This is a genomic window from Cutibacterium acnes (assembly GCF_003030305.1).
GTDB lineage: Bacteria > Actinomycetota > Actinomycetes > Propionibacteriales > Propionibacteriaceae > Cutibacterium > Cutibacterium acnes.
The window spans coordinates 1,054,772-1,072,655 of record NZ_CP023676.1 but is presented as its reverse complement, the minus strand read 5'-3'; the positions used below and the strand labels follow the sequence as shown (position 1 = coordinate 1,072,655).

The window sequence follows — 17,884 nt, the reverse complement described above, 5'->3', positions numbered from 1 at the left end:
AGGCAAGCGGTAAACGATATGACTTTAGTCGAACAGCCCAGTCGTCGGAACCTCGGGGGGCTCCTCACCGAGCTCATCACGTGCCGCACAAATGGCAGCCCACGCAATATGGGGACCGTACCCTTTACGGGCCAGCGTCCCAAGGACTCGTCGAGTCAGCCGAGCTTCTTCAATTCCGCGTCCTGCACGCAGTTTGGTTATCGCCAGTTCCGTGGCGGCATCGAGTTCGTCAGCGTCGGTGATCTGAGACGTCGCATCCTCGATGATGTGAGAGTCGACCCCCTTACGAGACAGCTCGGCAGCCACGGCTCTACGTGATAATCCTCTCATCCCATGTCGAGATGCCGTCCAGCGGTTCGCAAAGTCAGCGTCGTCAATAAGCCCCACCTCAGTGAGGCGATCGAGGACCGCCTCACGCACAGGTTCGGGCACCCCTTTGGAATCGAGGATATCCGCGAGCTCACCGCGGGTATTAGCCCGACGATCCAGTCGCTTGAGGCAGATCTCCCGAGCTTCCTCATACCACTGGTCATCAGTCAATTCTGGCTGCAGATCCTGGCGTCGGCGACTCAGAATTCCACCTCGCCAGTTCGGGGATCGACACCTTCAGGGACCTCGGCTTCGCGCAGGCCAAGGTGAGTCAGGATCTTGTCCTCAATCTCATTGGCAACATCCGGGTTACCTCTGAGGAACTTTCGGACGTTCTCCTTACCCTGACCCAACTGCTCATTGTTGTAGCTGAACCACGAACCGGATTTGGTGATGATGCCGCAATCTACGCCCATGTCGATGAGGCTTCCCTCGCGAGAAATGCCCTGTCCGTAAAGGATGTCAAACTCTGCCTGCTTAAAAGGTGGGGCGACCTTGTTCTTGGCAACCTTGACACGAGTGCGGTTACCGACCATCTCTGATCCGTCTTTAAGAGTTTCGACACGCCGCACGTCGAGGCGCACGGACGAGTAGAACTTGAGGGCGCGACCACCTGTCGTTGTCTCCGGGGAGCCAAACATGACACCGATCTTCTCGCGCAGCTGATTAATGAAGATGGCAGTGGTACCGGCCGCATTCAACGCACCGGTCATCTTGCGCAGGGCCTGGCTCATAAGGCGGGCCTGCAAACCAACATGGGAATCACCCATCTCGCCCTCGATCTCAGCCTTCGGGGTCAGAGCGGCCACCGAGTCAACAACGATGAGCTCCAAGGCACCCGAGCGGACGAGGGTGTCAGCAATCTCGAGAGCCTGCTCACCATTGTCAGGCTGGCTCACCAGCAGGGAATCTGTATCGACCCCGAGTTTGCGTGCGTATTCCGGGTCGAGAGCGTGCTCGGCGTCAATAAAGGCACAGATGCCGCCTTCAGCCTGGGCATTAGCGATTGCGTGCAAAGCCACCGTCGTCTTGCCGGAGGATTCGGGACCATAGATCTCCACGATTCTGCCACGTGGGAGGCCTCCGACACCCAACGCGACGTCGAGGGCCACCGAGCCCGTGGGGATAGCGGCGATCTTAACGGTCTCCTGCTCGCCAAGGCGCATGATAGAGCCCTTGCCGTGCTGCTTCTCGATCTGCTGCAAGGCCGTGGCAAGGGCCTTTTCGCGGTCAGCGGTCGCTGCCATGTCGTTCCTTCCTCGAAGGCGGTCTCCCGCCCCATTTGACGCGCGGCACCGCCGCGACGTTGATCATATGTGGCGATGAGAGAACCCCACCGAGCTCCCTGAGCCATCACCCAAACTGTAGGAGCGGAGTCGGACAATTCGTCAGGCAATTTTGTACCTGTGGATAACTTGCCAACGTGCCCGTCCGCTCAGCTGTGGACAACCCTGCCAAATACCACCGACGACTATCGAGCACGCCATGTTCCGGTTTTGTTCCGCTGCTGTTCGGCTCCGCAACCATGTCACCGTCGCTGACCGCTACACCTCCAGATCACCGCAAGGAATCGGACAGCTCTAAGGTTTTCCAACACGCCCGCCAGATCATCTTAGCGTCGACTCCATCGGCCAACGCTTCCTGTACGGTCCGCGAGTCAAGACCCGGAACCGCCTGCTGCGCAGCCCAGATGCGGCAGTAGTCGTCGCCAAGCGCCTCGGCTAACCGCGTCCACAATTGGGTCTCTGTCATAGTCCAAGCCTATGCGCTCCCGCACAACCGAGCCCTGCCCATCCCAACCGCATGTACTCCCAGAGCCGTCACGAGCAACTAAGGGGCAATAGTGATCGTCAAGAAACGCCGTTACTGTGCTCACCGGTGTGGCCCTACCTGATCGAGACACCGGGGAATCGGCGCAACAGACTACGACACGGCATACCTGTCGTATCACGCTTCCATTGTCGAGCATCACGTGATGGGGGGCCACAAACGATGTCAACTATGCTGCACCCTTGCTCCCATCACTGCTACCAGCACGGTAGGATCAGCACAGAAACGCTCACAATGTCACGCAAGCCCGTCAGGCGAACTGGGAGGGGACAATGCCATCGGACGCCCATTCGACGTCTTCTCGCCGCAATGATCGTATGGTCGCCATTTTGGCTATGCTACGGGATCGCGACGAGGTTCCCCTCCGCGACATGGCATCAGCCTTGGGGGCCAGTGCGGCCACGATCCGGCGTGATGTCGTCTCCTTGGCCGAGCAAGGCTTGCTTATTCGTTCACACGGAACTGCGCGTCGCGCCGGAACTGGCGCCGAACTACCCGTCAATCTACGGGACGGTCGCCGTCGTCGTGCCAAAGAAGCCATTGCCCACGCCGTAGCTTCCGAGCTGCCGATCGGACGTCACGCTATTGGTCTGACCGGCGGAACCACGACAACCGAAATCGTCCGGGCCCTGCATCATCGCCACGACCTGACCCTCATTACAAACTCCGTCAGCATTGCCCTCGAAGCTGCTAGTCAGGGCCAGCAGAGGGTCCTGATTACTGGTGGGGTTCTGCGACCATCTTCCCTCGAGCTCGTCGGTTCCTTGGCCGAATCCACCTTCAAACAGGTCAATGTCGGAACAGCCATCGTCGGCTGCGACGGCATGAGCGCCGAGGGTGGTCTGACGACTCATGACGGTATCGAGGCAGCTACTAACCACACCATGATCAAACGGGCAGCACACATTATTGCGGCTGTCGATGGGTCGAAAATCGGTCGAGTAACCCTCGCCAAACTGGCTGAGGCCAAGGACGTCGACCTCCTCATTACAGACGACTCTGCTGACCCCGAAGAACTAGCCCGGCTGCGCGCACTGGGTATCGCGATTCGAATCGTCCACGCGCCCATCGACTGACGGTCCCTCGGCCACCCGCTAGCGCGCTAACTATCCGCTGTCTCGTCCTAAATGTAGACGTTCCCGGTCCCGGGACCGGGAACCTGACAAGCTTGGTACGTTCAAGCCGCAACAGTGATGCGGTGTTCCGGGGCGTCTTCGTTCTTGAGCATCTTGTCACTGACAATGCGCATGAGATCGGACTGGGGAAGATCCAGAGCAGTGCAGATGGCCGAGATAAGCTCGCTAGAAGCTTCTTTCTGGCCTCGCTCCACCTCCGACAGGTATCCAAGGGACACGCGTGCGGCAGAAGACACCTCACGCAAGGTTCGCCCCTGTGCGAACCTCTGCTCCCGCAGAGACTCGCCGAGCATTTCACGCAACAGAGTTGATTTCATGGGTATCTCCTCCCAGGTGGTTCATCCATGACAACGCATCGCCTTCATGAAACATTCCCCACACCGCGGAATTTTTCACTTCTTGCTTGAGATGCGCGTCCTCAGCCTTCCGAACCGAGAACAACCTCACATCCCAAATCGAGGAGACGCTCCACTGTGCCGCACCGAATCTCCTCGCGCGAACCCTCAAGTTGGAGACGTTTAACGACCGGGGCCCCGCGGTAGACCACCGCTATAAACACGGTCCCAGCCTGTTCGCCGTCCTGGGGATCAGGCCCAGCAACTCCGGTACATGCCATCCCGAGATCAGCGTCGCAAACCTTGCGACACCCCATGGCCATCTGGGCGGCAGTAATGGAGTTGATCACGCCGTTCTCCGCTATCCACTGTGCGTCGACCCTTGCCAGGGTCGATTTAAGCTCGCTGGCATAGGTGACCAGGCCGCCACGAAACACTGTTGATGCCCCCGGAACGGTGGTAATCGTCGCGGCGACAAGACCAGCCGTTAGAGATTCGCAGGTTGCGGCCGTCAGTCCATGCTCAGACAGCACCGCAATGAGCCGACGGGCTCCTTCATCGCCAGTCATTTGAGCGTGCGCTTCCGGGCCGGCCTGGACTCGGTCATCTTTGCGCGGTTACGAATGAGAATGGCGTCGCGGATGTACACCAGGCCGGTAATCACTGTGAGGACGAAGGCAATGATCATGACCGCCCAGGCGATGACGTAGATAAAAGTAGGCATGCGCCACAAGCCCAGGCAGAACAGCGTAATCGCCAGCGACTGCATGGCCGTTTTCAGTTTGCCGCCCTTGTTAGCCGCCATCACCTTGTACTTGAGCATCTTCATTCGCATGACGGTGATGCCCCATTCACGCAACAGGATGATAATCGTCATCCACCACGGGAGTTCGCCGATAATCGAGAGGCCGATAAAGGCCATGCCGGTCAGTGCTTTGTCAGCAATCGAATCACCGATCTTGCCGAAGTTGGTGACGAGGTTGTATTTACGAGCAACCTTGCCATCGACGAAGTCGGTGAGGATCGCCACCATGAAAACGATCGTCGTTGCCGTCCGCCAGCCACCTTCATGAGCATGGGCTAATAGCATCCATCCGAAGATGGGAAGCGCAACGACCCTCAGCAGGGTCAGCGCATTGGGAACGTTGATGCTGCTGGGACGGTCCTTCTTCGTGGCCATAGGCTCAGTATGTCGCGTGACGATGCCTCATGCGACTCACCGCCCTGGAAGCGACTCGGATTGATCACTTTTTGGCAGCGCGCTGAGATCGACGGCTAGTCGCGAGGCTTAGGCATTCGCAGGCCGCGCGACGAGATCAACACCGTCAGAACCGACGAACTCGACGTCGACGATATCCCCCACGCTCACTGCGGCTGCGTCGACCAGGGTGACGCAGCCATCGACTTCCGGCCCCTGATGTTCGGCCCTGCCGATAACAGCCTCATCGATCTCCTCGACCATCACCCGCCCCCGGGTTCCAATCCGGTCCTCAGCACGCTGGGAAACGAGTTCGTCGGTCAGATCAGCGAGGTCTTCGCGACGAGCAGTGACGACGTCCTCGTCTACGTGTCCATCAAGTCCGGCGGCCTCGGTGCCCTCCTCGTCGGAGTAGGCGAAGACGCCTGCAACATCGAGGCGGGCGCGCTGTAAAAAGTCAGCCAAAACTGCGACGTCCGCATCGGTCTCACCAGGGAAGCCGGTAATGAAGTTCGACCTCAAACCGGCCTCCGGGCAGCGGGAGCGAATGGAATCGATGATATTCAGAAACGACTCGGCGTCACCGAATCGACGCATGCGACGCAGTAACGGTCCCGACGCGTGTTGGAAGGACAGATCGAAATAGGGCACGACCTTGTCGGTGGCCAATATCGTGTCAATAAGCCCCGGTCGCAGCTCTGCTGGCTGCAAATAAGACACTCGGATCCATTCCAGACCATCAACCTGATCAAGGTTGACGAGCAACTTCTCCAACAGCCTGAGATCTCCTAAATCTTTACCATAGGAACTGGAATTCTCGCTGACGAGGAATACTTCCTTGACGCCGTGGTCCACCAACCAACGAGCCTCTTCGACGATTTCTGCGATCGGGCGAGAAAGGTAAGAGCCGCGAAAACGCGGGATGGCACAGAACGCACAACGACGGTCACAGCCCGAGGCCATCTTCAGCGGTGCACTGGGCCCTGTCCCGAGCCGTCGCCGAGTGGCTCGGGGGCCGGAATCCGGAGTCACGGAGGCTGAAAGGTCGGGGGCCGTGCCGTGACCGGGAACAGAAACCTCAGCGCGTGCGGTTGGTCGATCGACCGGACTAATCGGCAACAGGGTACGTCGGTCACGGGGAACATGGGTCTCAAGCGATCCGTCGTCCAAGATGGTTCGCAACCGACCCGCGATGTCGCCGTAATCGTCAAAACCCAGCACCGCGTCAGCCTCAGGCAAAGACTCCGCGAGCTCACGCCCGTAACGCTCGGCCATGCACCCAACCGCAACGACTGAGGTCGTGATGCCATTCCCCTTGAGATCGGCGGCAGCCAGCAAGGTATCGACGGAATCCTTCTTGGCCTGCTCGATGAAGCCACAAGTATTGACGACAACGGTCTCCGCCTCAGCAGGGTCGTCGACGAGGCGGAACCCACCAGCCTCCATTCGGGCCGCAAGCTCCTCGGAGTCGACGTCGTTGCGGGCGCAGCCCATCGACACTAGATGGACTGTCATGAGGTGATCAGCGGCAGACACGAGACTCCTGATGGACGAGGTGGTTTCGACTGCATCCTACGCGTCTACCGTAGGATCCATGACCTTCCGCAAGACCGACCACCACAAGAACGCCATTGACTACGAGGTCGCCGGACTAATGTGGCTCGCTGCTGCCCGGCCAGATGGGGCCGGCATCGTCGAGGTGCTCGACCACGGCAAGGGATGGCTCACCGAACCCGAATTGTCCACTGGGCATCCCACCCGCGAGGCAGCCGAGGACTTTGGCCGCCGACTGGCTCACACCCACGCAGCCGGGGCCTCACACCTGGGGGCTGCACCTGACGGGTTTGTTCCCGACGATGGGTATATCGGCCGTGCTCCCCTGCCACTGCCGTCCGAACCAATCTCCTCCTGGGGAGAGTTTTACGCTCAGTACCGCATCGAACCATATATGGACAGTCTCGACGCTGACGCTCGCGCGATCATGTCCAAGCTCGTCGACCGCCTGGCAAGCGGGGCGCTTGATCACGATGAGCCGGCGTTAGTCACCTGCCCTGCAGCTCGCACCCACGGGGACATGTGGGCTGGCAACCTCATGTGGACCCCCGACGGTGTCGTCCTCATTGACCCTGCCGCTCAGGGTGGCCACGCCGAAGAAGATCTCGCGGCCTTGTCGGTATTCGGTGCCCCATTCGCCGAGCGAATCCGGGCCGCCTACAACGAGGAATCGCCACTGGCTGACGGCTGGGAGGACCGAATCGGGTTGCACCAACTCCATATGCTCATCGTGCATTGCTGGCTCTTCGGCGGCGGATACGTCGACCAGACCGTCGCGATCGCCCGGCGATGGGTGTGATCCCGTTTCGCGGTCACGTACCTCGCCCCGTGGTCCCATAGCAAACGGACCGGGCCACCACCAAGGTTCCATGCGGTCGGCGCATGACCACAACTGCTCGACGTGCAGGGCGAAAACGCCACTGCCACCCAACCAGCCAGCGTGGCTGACAACCCTGACACCCGAGCAGTTCGGCCGACCCGATAACCGCGAACCGTCTCTGTGATCAGCATTAGTGGCGGCTTTCAGGGCCGGGGCCGGAACACGCCGCACGTCGTCGATGGCAAGGGCCTCGCCCGGCACCTGCTCCAGGAACCCACGCGGATTTGCCAACGAGATCGCGAGGGTTTGCCACCCGGAGACGAGACTCAGTCAGCGGGTCAAGAACGCCAGCGGGCTCATCAGTGCGCGTCCGACCAGGCTTGTGGATCCGACGACCACGTCGCCAACGTCGCCTGCTGCTCAGATGTGATCCGCCCAGACTCAGCAGCCACCTCGATCAGGATCGGATAATTCGACAGGGTATACAGCGGCACTCCCGCCTTCTCAAAGGCGCGGTGTCCCTTCTCCAGCTCGTAGGAGAAGAGAGCGAGGACGCCGACTACCGTCGATCCCTCACGCTCTACCGCCTGGGCGGCTTTGAGCACCGAGCCACCTGTGGAGATGAGGTCCTCGACCATGATGACCTTCGAATGAGCTGGAATACGCCCTTCAATCTGGTTGCCCCGCCCATGGTCCTTTGGAGCAGAGCGCACATAGGCCATGGGTGCGCCAAGCCGATCGGCGGCAAGAGCAGCATGGGCAATGCCGGCAGTAGCAGTGCCGGCCACGACGTCGACCTGATGGAAATTGGTGCGAACAAGTGAAGCCAGCCCATCAGCAATGAGATCACGAGTCTGCGGATCCGAGAGGGTCACCCGATTGTCGCAGTAGATGGGCGAGTGTAGCCCGGATGCCCAAGTGAACGGGGCATCCGGAGACAGCGACACGGCCTCGATGGCTAGCAGGCGCTCAGCAAACTCGCGGGCGATCTCGTTATTGGTCACGGTCATTGCGATTTCCTCCAGGTCGTGTTGTCGTCAGGCCTTACGCCCGGCATTCCAGTCATCGCGAATAGCGTGATAAGCGGCTACCGGGTCGTCAGCTTTGGTAATGGGCCGCCCGACCACGATCGCCGAAGACCCCATCGAGGCGGCGTTGCCCGGAGTGGCGACCCTGGACTGATCCCCTACTGCGGACCCTGTCGGACGAATTCCCGGCGTGACGCGCAGGAAGTTTGGACCGGTTACCGAGGCGATATCGGCGGCCTCGTGAGCCGAACAGACGACTCCGGCCAGTCCAGCAGCCTGGGCGAGCTTGGCGTAGTTGCGCACCGACTCGACAAGCGGCACATCCACTAGCTGCTCAGTTTTCAACGCCTCCGGGGAGGTCGAGGTGAGTTGAGTAATGGCGATGACACGAGTGGTCTCGGCGGCATCTCCCAGACCCTCAAGCGAAGCCTCCATCATGCTCCTACCACCGGCTGCATGGACGGTGAGTAGGTCCGCGCCCAGCCTGGAGAGGCTAGAAGCGGCACCCTTGACGGTATTGGGAATGTCGTGAAGCTTGAGGTCACAGAAGACGTCGTGCCCGGCCTCCTTGAGGCTGGTCACCACACTAGGCCCCGCTGCGTAAAACAACTCCATGCCGACTTTGACGAAAAGATTCTCCCCGTCGAATCGACCTACGAAGTCAAGAGCTGCCTCGGCGCTAGGAAGATCGAGAGCGATAATCGGGCGGGTGATGTCCATATGAACTCCTTGAGTGGTGGTCGGATCAACGAGACTGCCTAACCTGAGTCCGAAGGTCCTCAAGGCTGGCAATGCTTAAGTCGTCCATGAGAGGCTCAAGACCGTTAATGATCTTGGGGCAGGCCAACGGATCGGTGAAATTAGCGGTCCCGACGCCAACTGCCGAAGCCCCAGCCATCATGAGTTCGAGGGCGTCAGCACTTGTCATCACGCCGCCCATACCGATGACGGGGATGTCGACGACCCGGGTAACGGCGTCAATCATCCTCACCGCGATAGGCAGAACGGCTGGTCCAGACAGACCACCGGTGGCGTTAGCAATAACAGGCGTACGCCGTGCCAGGTTGATCCTCATCCCGGTGAGAGTGTTGATGAGGGTTAGACCGTCGGCACCGGCATCGGCGGTCGCACGCGCGATCTCGGTAATGTCGGTGACATTGGGCGACAACTTGACGTAGACAGGCACACTAGCGGCTGCGACGACGGCCTGCGTCAGGTCATGGGCTGCGGTCACATTAGTGCCGAAAGTAATTCCACCGCGCTTGACGTTGGGACAAGAGATGTTAATCTCCACAGCGGCCACATTGGGGGCCGTCGAGATGACCTCGCAGACCCTGACGTAGTCCTCGGTGGTGTAACCGGCGACGTTTGCGATGATGGGCAGGTCCGGAAAGTGCTCAGCCAACCACGGCAGCTTCTCGGCCATGACGACGTCGAGGCCAGGATTTTGCAGGCCGATGGCGTTGAGCATGCCTCCTGGGGTTTCGGCCACCCGAATAACCGGATTGCCACGGCGAGGCTCGAGGGTGGTCGCCTTGACCATGATCGACCCAAGCACCGACAGGTCGTAGTACTCCGCATACTCGGCGCCAAAACCAAAACACCCGCTGGCGGGCATGATCGGGTTCTTAAGGTTCAGGCCCGGAAGGGACACGGTCAATCTAGTCATAGCAGAACCTCCTCGGCCGCGAGCACGGGACCGTCGAAGCACACCCGAAACTGGTGATCGGGGTTTCGGGCATCACCGACGACGCAGGCGTAGCACGCGCCTACACCGCAAGCCATTCTCTCCTCCAGAGATAGCTGGGTACGCACGGTCGGCGCTAGTGCAGACTTCACCCATCTCAGCATGGGGAGAGGCCCGCAGGCCTGCACGAGATCGGGGACAAAACGACGAGCCTCGTCAGTCTCGGCAATCTGAGCGACAGTCCCCTTCGTCCCGACCGACCCGTCGTCAGTGGAGACGAGAACCTCACCGAGCTGGCCGAAGCGCTCAGCCCAAAAGATATCGTTTCGATCGCGGAATCCCAGCCGGAACTGCACCTCGACGCCACGTTCAACAAGTCGCCGTCCCAACAAGTACAGCGGCGGGATCCCAACTCCTCCACCAATAAGCAGGGCCCGCCCCTCGGGCTGAACCGCGTCAACGTCGAACCCATGACCGAGCGGACCCAAGACGTCTACCTCTGCCCCGATCGGCTTTACCGAGAGCGTGTCGGTTCCCTTCCCTACCACCCGAAAGACAAGGGTGTATCCCTCGTCATCGGCGTCCGCAATAGACAATGGCCGGCGCAGCACGTGTCCACCACCGAGCAACAGATCAAGAAAAGTCCCTGGTACAACGTGTGGCACAGGTTCATGAGGGATGAGTCGCACCGAATATATTCCGGTGGCAATCTCGTGACGGTCGGCAAGTCGCATCATCTGTGGGCCACGACGAAACCCAGTCGTCTTTGTCATCAGATCGACTCCGTCGAGAAGACCCGCGATTCCATGACCCGGCAAATCGCCGCAGCGGTATCCAGCGAGGTGAAAAGTGGGATGCCACGAGCGATGGCTTCGCGGCGAATCTGTTTACCGTCGATGATGGTGTCCTGGCCGTTGCCCATGACATTGATGACGGCGTCGCAGCCGTTGCGGCTAATGAGGTCGAGGACGGATTCCGTCGATCCAGCCTCCCCTGACCCAATCTTCTCAGCAACATCGATGCGCAAACCGCCCTCGTCAAAGAAGCGAGCAGTACCCATCGTTCCCACGAGCTGGAACCCAATCCGATCGAAGCGACGAGCCAGCTGAAGTGCCTCTGGCTTGGCGTCATCGCTCACTGTGATGAGGATCTTGCCATATTCGGGAACATGTAGGTTCGCTGCCTCGAACACCTTGTACAGCGCCTTTTCGACGGTGTCGTCGGATCCCATGACCTCACCGGTCGACTTCATCTCCGGGCCAAGGTGGGAGTCAACGAGATCGAGTTTCGAGAAACTGAATACCGGGGACTTGACGTGGATGCGCTTCGAGAACGGCAATAGGCCAGGACGCAATCCCAGGTCAGCGAGGGTCTCGCCGAGGATGATTCGGGTGGCTACCTCAGCCATCGACACCCCAGTTACCTTCGATAGGAAGGGCACGGTACGCGAGGCTCTCGGGTTAGCCTCAATGACGTAGACCGTCTCCTCACCGGTCGCCGGATCATTGGCAACGACAAACTGGATGTTGAGGATCCCCTTGGTCTTAAGGCCTCGAGCCAGCTTCGTCGTCACCTCAATAATCCGGTCGGCAACATGCTGGCTCATCCGCTGCGGCGGGTAGACGGCCATCGAGTCACCGGAGTGCACACCTGCGCGCTCGATGTGCTCCATGATGCCGGGGATCAGGACGTCAGTGCCGTCACAGATCGCGTCGACCTCACACTCCAGACCATTGAGGTAGCGATCCACCAACACCGGCTTGTCAGGGCTGGCATGCACAGCATCGCGCATGTACCGCTTAAGTTCCTCAGCACTCGTGACGATGGCCATAGCACGCCCACCGATGACGTATGAGGGGCGCACCAGTACCGGGTAACCGAGCTCCTCAGCGACTGCAAATGCCTCCTCGGAAGACCGTGCTGTGCCACCTGGGGCTTGCGGAATACCCAATTCGGCGAGCAGAGACTCGAATCCTTCCCGGTCCTCAGCACGGTCAAGATCGGCCACCTGGGTTCCCAAGATCGGCACTCCGGCCGCCGAGAGCGGTCCGGCCAAGTTAATCGCCGTCTGACCACCGAACTGGACGATGACACCGTCGGGCTGCTCGAGGTCGACGACGTTCATGACGTCCTCAAAGGTCAACGGCTCGAAATACAGCTTGTCGGAGATGGAGAAATCGGTAGACACCGTTTCCGGATTCGAGTTCATGATGATGGCCTCGTACCCGGCAGCCTGGATGGCCTTGACGGAGTGAACGGTAGCGTAGTCGAACTCGATCCCCTGGCCAATGCGGATCGGCCCGGAACCCAAGACGAGAACGCTAGGGCGCTGCGACTTTTTCGACTCGTTCTCCATTTCGTAGGTCGAGTAGAAGTATGGGGTTGAGGATTCGAACTCTCCGGCACAGGTATCGACCATCTTGTACACTGGCACAATCCCGTTGTCGACCCGACGAACCCGCACGTCATCAGGGGTCTCGCCCCAGATTCGTGCGATGGCCGGGTCGGAGAAGCCATTGCGCTTGGCAATCCATAGCGCCTCAGAGTCATCGGGGCAGGCTCGTAGCCTTTCCTCAATTTCGAGGATGTGGGCAACCTTGTCGAGGAAGAACACGTCGATCCTGGTCTGTTCGTGCAGCTCTTGCACCGTGCGTCCGCGTCGGATCGCCTCAGTCAGGCAAAACAGACGGTCGTCGCGAGCATGCAGCAACCGCTCCTCAAGGATGTCGTCAGGTAGATCAGCGACCTCACGCAGAGCTAAGTGGTCGACGCCGATCTCCAGAGAACGCACCGCCTTGAGCAGGGACTCCTCGATGGTGCGTCCCAAGGCCATGACCTCACCAGTCGCCTTCATCTGGGTGCCTAGACGACGATCAGCCCGAGCGAACTTGTCGAAGGGCCAGCGTGGGATCTTGGCGACGACGTAGTCAAGCATGGGCTCGAACATCGACCACGTCGTCCCGGTGACGGGGTTACGGATCTCGTCAAGGGTCAATCCGACGGCGATCTTGGCGGCGATCTTGGCGATCGGGTAGCCAGTGGCCTTTGAGGCCAGGGCTGAGGAGCGCGAAACTCGTGGGTTGACCTCGATGACGTAATACTGGAAGGAATTCGGATCGAGAGCGAGCTGGACGTTGCAGCCGCCCTCGATCCCAAGCGTCCGAACGATCTCAATCGAGGCATCGCGCAGCATCTCGTGTTCGACGTCGGTGAGGGTTTGGGTAGGAGCAAAAACGATGGAGTCGCCGGTGTGAACCCCGACAGGGTCAAAGTTCTCCATGGTGCAGACCACCATGGTGTTGTCAGCGCCATCGCGCATCATCTCGTACTCAATCTCCTTGAACCCAGCGATCGACTGCTCGATCAGGCACTCGGTGACCGGGGACAGCTCTAGCCCCTTCCCGACGATACGTACGAGTTCGGCCTCATCGCAGCACATACCACCGCCAGTGCCACCGAGGGTGTATGCGGGACGGACGATGAGCGGGTACCCAATGGTGTTCCCAACCTTGACCGCCTCATCAACGGTGTGAACGACCTCGGAGGCCGGAACCGGCTGACCCAGCTCATCCATGAGCTGCTTGAAAAGATCACGATCTTCGGCTTTCTCGATGGCCGAGGGCTTGGTGCCGAGCAACTCGATACCAAGTTCGTCAAGTATACCGGATTTAGCCAGCTCAGTGGCCATATTGAGGCCAGTTTGGCCCCCAAGGGTGGGGACGATGGCGTCGGGGCGCTCCCGACGCAAAATTGAAGAGACGAACTCGAGGGTGATCGGCTCGATGTAGACCTTGTCGGCGACGTCACGGTCAGTCATGATCGTAGCGGGATTGGAGTTGACGAGGATGACCTCGTACCCCTCCTCCTTGAGTGCCAAACAGGCCTGAGTACCGGCGTAGTCGAACTCGGCAGCCTGACCGATGAGGATCGGCCCGGACCCGATGACGAGAATGCGGTGCAGGTCGGTACGGCGGGGCATCAGTTCTGGCCTCCAGTGTGATTGGCGTCCATGAGAGCGACAAAGTCGTCGAAGACGTGAGCGGCATCGTGAGGTCCAGCGGCGGCGTCGGGGTGGTACTGCACCGAAAAAGAACCGAGTCGGGTATGACGCACACCCATGACGGTCTCATCATTAATCTCGATGTGGGTCACCTCCAACTCGGTGCCGGACACCGATTCCGGATCAACGACGTAGCCGTGGTTCTGGCTGGTGAAGTCGATCCGACCGGTCGACAGCTCGCGGACGGGGTGGTTGAAGCCGCGATGGCCGAAACGCAGCTTATAGGTATCGGCACCGTTAGCCAGAGCAAAGATCTGATGGCCCATGCAAATACCGAAGACCGGGTACTCCTCCTGCAGTTCTCGCACCACATCCTGTACCCCCGGGATGGATTTCGGGTCCCCGGGGCCGTTAGAAAGCATGATGCCGTCGGGCGCCAGGGCCCGCACCCGATCGGCTGAGATGTTCCACGGCACAACGGTCACGGCACAACCTCGCCTGCTCAGCTCCCGCAAGATGGAGTGCTTAAGACCGAAGTCGAAGAGCACCACACTGCGCCCGCCCAAGGGTGACGGGTAGGCGGTGCGGGTGGACACCTGGGCGATCTGGTCGGTAGGCAAGTGGATGTTTCGCAACTTCCCCAGCTCAGCGTCGAGATCAGCGTCAGGGGCCAGCAACACACCCTTCATGACTCCCGCGGTGCGCAACCGACGCACCAAAGCACGAGTATCAATCCCAGCCAGACCAGGGATGCCGTGGGTGGTGAGAAATTCGCCAAGGCTACGCCGATTGCGCCAGTTGCTAGCCAGTCGCGGCACCTCGCGGCAGATGACCCCGGCGGTCGTCGGGAATAGCGACTCCATATCATCACGGTTGATTCCGCAATTGCCAATAAGGGGGTAGGTGAAGGTGACGATTTGTCCGTTATAGGACTGGTCGGTCAAAGTTTCCTGGTAGCCGGTCATGCCGGTAGTGAAGACGACCTCGGCACTCACCTCACGATCGGCCCCGAAAGCCTCGCCCTGGTAGCTTGTCCCGTCGGCCAATAACAGGGTGCGTCTGCTCACTGCGGGTCTCCCATCTCGTGGTCGTCAGTCTTCCCTATCGGCTGGCCGCGACGGTAAACCGTCTGGCCACCGACCATCGTCAGCACGCAGTCACCGCGGACGGAACGACCAGCGAAGGGGGTGTTACGCCCCATCCCGGCTCCGTCCCCGGGAATAATCATCATCTCGGTGCGCAAGTCGAAAGCGGCCAGGTCGGCCGGTCCTCCCACTCGCAGCCGACCGGCCTCCGGTATCCCGAAGGTCTCGGCCGGCCCGATGGTGAGCCAGTCGACAAGCTGGTCGAGTCGGAACCGCCGGTCAAGCACAAAGTTGGTGTACAGCAGGGCAAAGGTGTGCTCGTTAGTGATGACCCCAAAAGCGGCATCGCGGAAGGAACATGCCTTTTCTTCAGCCGCGTGCGGGGCGTTATCGGTGGCGATACAGGTCAAGGTCCCGTCACACAGACCCTCGACCATAGCGTTGAGGTCGTCACGGGTGCGCAGCGGCGGATTCATCTTGTAGAACCCATCATCGTCGGGGATGTCGTCGTCGGCCAGCAGCAGATGGTGCGGAGCCGCCTCACCGGTGACATTCGCGCCGTCCTCACGGCCCCGACGCAGAGTACGAATCGACTGCCGGGTCGAGGCGTGGCACAGATGGTAGTGGGCACCAGTCTCCTCGGCGATCATGACGTCGCGGGCCACCTGCACAGTCTCGGTAAGACGAGTCATGGGAGGTAGGCCGAGTTCCCTAGCCCGACGTCCGTCGTTGATCACCCCGCCCCGCACCAGGGACTCGTCCTCGGCGTGAGCAGCGATCGGACGGTCGACCGCGGCGGCTGACCGCATCGCGTCGTACATGACTCCGGCCAGCTGCACTCCCTTGCCGTCATTGGAGAAGGCCACTGCCCCGGCCCGTGTCAAGGCCTCAACGTCAACAAGGTCATTGCCCGTCAGTCCAACAGTGATGGGGGCGATGGGCAACACCCGCACCACGGCCGATTCCTCAACCCTCCGGTTGAGGTCGGCCATGAGCTCGGGGCTATGGGGGTCAGGAACAGTATTGGGCATCGCACAAATCGTCGTCCAGCCGCCTCGGGCGGCCGCCGCAGTGCCTGAGGCGATAGTATCCTTATGTTCCTGACCCGGCTCGCGCAGATGAACGTGCAGGTCCACCATCCCGGGAGTCACCAGAGCCCCACCAAGATCGACGACCTCAGCATCGGCCCCGTCGAGGGCGTTGGACCGCCCTCGTGAAATAGCCTCGATCCGCTCATCACGGATGAGGAGCTGGGAGGGAACCGGGGTGGCTCCCACCAGCATGGTCAGCCCGGTGAGGAGGACCCGGCGGCTCATTTTGTCTCCCTGCCGTGCAACACCTGTTCCAAAATAGCCATTCGCACCATAACTCCGTTCCCCATCTGCTCAAAAATACGAGACGAGGGAGCCTCTACGAGGTGACCGGAAATTTCACATCCTCGGTTTACAGGAGCCGGGTGCATGATGATCGCATGAGGCTTCATTCGCTCTGCGCGCTCGTCTGTGAGCCCAAACGTATGTAAGTAATCAGTTGCAGAGAAGTCTGGGCCAGCATCGAATCTCTCGTGCTGGACGCGTAGCATCATCGCGACGTCGACATCAGCAATGACCTCGTCGAGAGTCGCCATCGTGCCAAGTCGGGTGACGTCATGGTCCATCCACTCACGCGGTCCAGTAAAGACAACGTTGGCCCCAAGCCTGGTAAGGATTTGAGCATCAGAACGAGCTACTCGCGAGTGCACGATATCGCCGCTGATCGCAACCGTTAGACCGTCGACATGGCCAAACTCCTCAGCGATAGTCATGAGGTCCAGCATGCACTGACTAGGGTGTTGACCAGATCCATCCCCACCATTGACGACCGACAAGCCGAGCATCCCGGTTGCGAGCAGGTAATCGTAGTAGTGGTTGGTGGAGTGACGTATGACGGCAACCTCGGCGCCAATGGCGTCGACGGTGCGCACCGAGTCGTAGAGGCTCTCCCCCTTGGTGACGCTGGAGTGGCCCGGATCGAAGTCGAGGATCTTCATGCCGAGACGGTGCTCAGCCATCTGAAAGCTGGTCATCGTTCGGGTGGAGTTCTCGAAGAACATGTTGATAGCGACGTGACCCGGCTCCACGCGCGGAGCGTCACCGGCCTTGAATTGCCGACCACGCTCGATGATCCGCATGACGTCATCACTGGACATGTCTTCGACCGACAAAAAGTGACGTCCGGTGTAGTCGGCGTCGAACTCTTTAACAACCTCAGTGCTCATCGGGAAGCCACCTTTCGAATCGTGACGGAGTCTTCGCCATCAACTTCGGTGACGTGGACGTCCACGGCCTCACCCAACGAAGTGGGGATGTTTTTACCAACGAAATCAGCGCGGACCGGAAGCTCTCGGTGGCCGCGATCAACCATGACCGCCAGCAGAATACGGTCGGGACGTCCGGTATCGACCAGGGCGTCAAGGGCCGCCCGGACGGTACGACCGGTGAACAGCACGTCGTCAACAAGCACGACGGTCTTACCAGCCAAGTTTGAAGGAACGTTATTGCCCGAGAGCACCGGGGTTTTCGGGCGCTCGCGGTGCTCATTGGGGTCGAGGTCGTCTCGATACAAGGTGATATCGAGCTCGCTGACAGGAACGTCGACCTCGCCGAGGGAAGACAGCTTGGTAGCCATGCGCCGTGCAAGATACGCACCACGGGTGCGAATTCCGACGATGACCAACTGGTCGAGCCCCTCGTTGCGCTCGACGATTTCGTAACAAATTCTCGTCAGTGCCCGCTCCAAAGCCTTGGAATCGAGAACGGTCACTGGACCAGATGACTGGGTGAGTTGCATAGCAGGCTCCTAC

19 protein-coding genes are annotated in these 17,884 nt (G+C 60.1%); 3 read left to right on the top strand and 16 right to left on the bottom strand.

Annotated features, from left to right (window positions below):
• Positions 1-24: 24 nt before the first annotated feature.
• The gene (gene recX, locus CPA42_RS05430) at positions 25-573 is read right to left on the bottom strand and encodes a recombination regulator RecX (protein ID WP_073842161.1); all 549 of its coding nucleotides are present in this window, start codon (positions 571-573) and stop codon (positions 25-27) included.
• Positions 570-1,616, bottom strand: a complete 1,047-nt coding sequence (gene recA / locus CPA42_RS05425; protein ID WP_002515492.1) for a recombinase RecA — start codon at positions 1,614-1,616, stop codon at positions 570-572. Before recA ends, recX begins: the two co-directional genes overlap by 4 nt.
• Positions 1,617-1,767: 151 nt before the next feature.
• Here recA and CPA42_RS05420 point away from each other — a divergent pair, with 151 nt between their 5' ends.
• Positions 1,768-1,953, top strand: coding sequence for a hypothetical protein (locus tag CPA42_RS05420; protein WP_002523923.1), 186 nt, complete (start codon positions 1,768-1,770; stop codon positions 1,951-1,953).
• On the opposite strand, the gene CPA42_RS05415 is transcribed toward CPA42_RS05420, so the two are convergent.
• Positions 1,927-2,121, bottom strand: a complete 195-nt coding sequence (locus tag CPA42_RS05415) for a DUF3046 domain-containing protein (protein ID WP_002515520.1) — start codon at positions 2,119-2,121, stop codon at positions 1,927-1,929. The two genes, CPA42_RS05420 and CPA42_RS05415, sit on opposite strands and share 27 nt — an antisense overlap.
• 395 nt (positions 2,122-2,516) lie before the next feature.
• On the opposite strand from CPA42_RS05415, the gene CPA42_RS05410 reads away from it, so the two are divergent.
• On the top strand, positions 2,517-3,275 hold the full coding sequence (locus CPA42_RS05410) for a DeoR/GlpR family DNA-binding transcription regulator (protein WP_002517774.1): 759 nt from the start codon (positions 2,517-2,519) through the stop codon (positions 3,273-3,275).
• 101 nt (positions 3,276-3,376) lie between these two features.
• Here CPA42_RS05410 and CPA42_RS05405 read toward each other — a convergent pair whose 3' ends face one another.
• The 4 genes from CPA42_RS05405 to rimO form a co-directional block, all read right to left on the bottom strand.
• Complete coding sequence (locus CPA42_RS05405; RefSeq protein ID WP_002513709.1) at positions 3,377-3,652, bottom strand: helix-turn-helix domain-containing protein; 276 nt, start codon at positions 3,650-3,652, stop codon at positions 3,377-3,379.
• A gap of 101 nt (positions 3,653-3,753) precedes the next feature.
• The gene (locus tag CPA42_RS05400) at positions 3,754-4,239 is read right to left on the bottom strand and encodes a CinA family protein (RefSeq protein WP_002515563.1); all 486 of its coding nucleotides are present in this window, start codon (positions 4,237-4,239) and stop codon (positions 3,754-3,756) included.
• Entirely contained in the window at positions 4,236-4,850 is a 615-nt protein-coding gene (gene pgsA, locus CPA42_RS05395) for a CDP-diacylglycerol--glycerol-3-phosphate 3-phosphatidyltransferase (RefSeq protein ID WP_002515483.1), read from the bottom strand. The genes CPA42_RS05400 and pgsA overlap by 4 nt, the downstream gene beginning before the upstream one ends.
• Before the next feature lie 108 nt (positions 4,851-4,958).
• Positions 4,959-6,383 (bottom strand): 30S ribosomal protein S12 methylthiotransferase RimO, encoded by a 1,425-nt coding sequence (gene rimO / locus CPA42_RS05390; RefSeq protein WP_002519012.1) that lies wholly within the window; start codon positions 6,381-6,383, stop codon positions 4,959-4,961.
• Positions 6,384-6,414: 31 nt separating this feature from the next.
• On the opposite strand from rimO, the gene CPA42_RS05385 reads away from it, so the two are divergent.
• Positions 6,415-7,221, top strand: a complete 807-nt coding sequence (locus CPA42_RS05385) for a fructosamine kinase family protein (protein WP_002515547.1) — start codon at positions 6,415-6,417, stop codon at positions 7,219-7,221.
• Positions 7,222-7,601: 380 nt separating this feature from the next.
• On the opposite strand, the gene pyrE is transcribed toward CPA42_RS05385, so the two are convergent.
• From pyrE to pyrR, 9 genes are read right to left on the bottom strand one after another with little or no spacing between them, the layout of a single operon-like run.
• Positions 7,602-8,252, bottom strand: coding sequence for an orotate phosphoribosyltransferase (pyrE, locus tag CPA42_RS05380; protein ID WP_002515497.1), 651 nt, complete (start codon positions 8,250-8,252; stop codon positions 7,602-7,604).
• Positions 8,253-8,279: 27 nt separating this feature from the next.
• Positions 8,280-8,990, bottom strand: coding sequence for an orotidine-5'-phosphate decarboxylase (pyrF, locus tag CPA42_RS05375; protein ID WP_002515649.1), 711 nt, complete (start codon positions 8,988-8,990; stop codon positions 8,280-8,282).
• Between the two features lie 25 nt (positions 8,991-9,015).
• On the bottom strand, positions 9,016-9,939 hold the full coding sequence (locus CPA42_RS05370; RefSeq protein ID WP_002515603.1) for a dihydroorotate dehydrogenase: 924 nt from the start codon (positions 9,937-9,939) through the stop codon (positions 9,016-9,018).
• Positions 9,936-10,730, bottom strand: a complete 795-nt coding sequence (locus CPA42_RS05365; protein WP_002515545.1) for a dihydroorotate dehydrogenase electron transfer subunit — start codon at positions 10,728-10,730, stop codon at positions 9,936-9,938. The genes CPA42_RS05370 and CPA42_RS05365 overlap by 4 nt, the downstream gene beginning before the upstream one ends.
• Entirely contained in the window at positions 10,730-13,936 is a 3,207-nt protein-coding gene (gene carB / locus CPA42_RS05360; protein ID WP_002515490.1) for a carbamoyl-phosphate synthase large subunit, read from the bottom strand. The genes CPA42_RS05365 and carB overlap by 1 nt, the downstream gene beginning before the upstream one ends.
• Positions 13,936-15,024: a carbamoyl phosphate synthase small subunit gene (locus CPA42_RS05355; protein ID WP_002515461.1), complete on the bottom strand. Its 1,089-nt coding sequence runs from the start codon at positions 15,022-15,024 to the stop codon at positions 13,936-13,938. Before CPA42_RS05355 ends, carB begins: the two co-directional genes overlap by 1 nt.
• The gene (locus CPA42_RS05350) at positions 15,021-16,358 is read right to left on the bottom strand and encodes a dihydroorotase (RefSeq protein WP_024513557.1); all 1,338 of its coding nucleotides are present in this window, start codon (positions 16,356-16,358) and stop codon (positions 15,021-15,023) included. The genes CPA42_RS05355 and CPA42_RS05350 overlap by 4 nt, the downstream gene beginning before the upstream one ends.
• Complete coding sequence (locus tag CPA42_RS05345; protein WP_002515648.1) at positions 16,355-17,299, bottom strand: aspartate carbamoyltransferase catalytic subunit; 945 nt, start codon at positions 17,297-17,299, stop codon at positions 16,355-16,357. Before CPA42_RS05345 ends, CPA42_RS05350 begins: the two co-directional genes overlap by 4 nt.
• The gene (gene pyrR / locus CPA42_RS05340; RefSeq protein ID WP_002515498.1) at positions 17,296-17,871 is read right to left on the bottom strand and encodes a bifunctional pyr operon transcriptional regulator/uracil phosphoribosyltransferase PyrR; all 576 of its coding nucleotides are present in this window, start codon (positions 17,869-17,871) and stop codon (positions 17,296-17,298) included. The genes CPA42_RS05345 and pyrR overlap by 4 nt, the downstream gene beginning before the upstream one ends.
• Between the last annotated feature and the right edge of the window lie 13 nt (positions 17,872-17,884).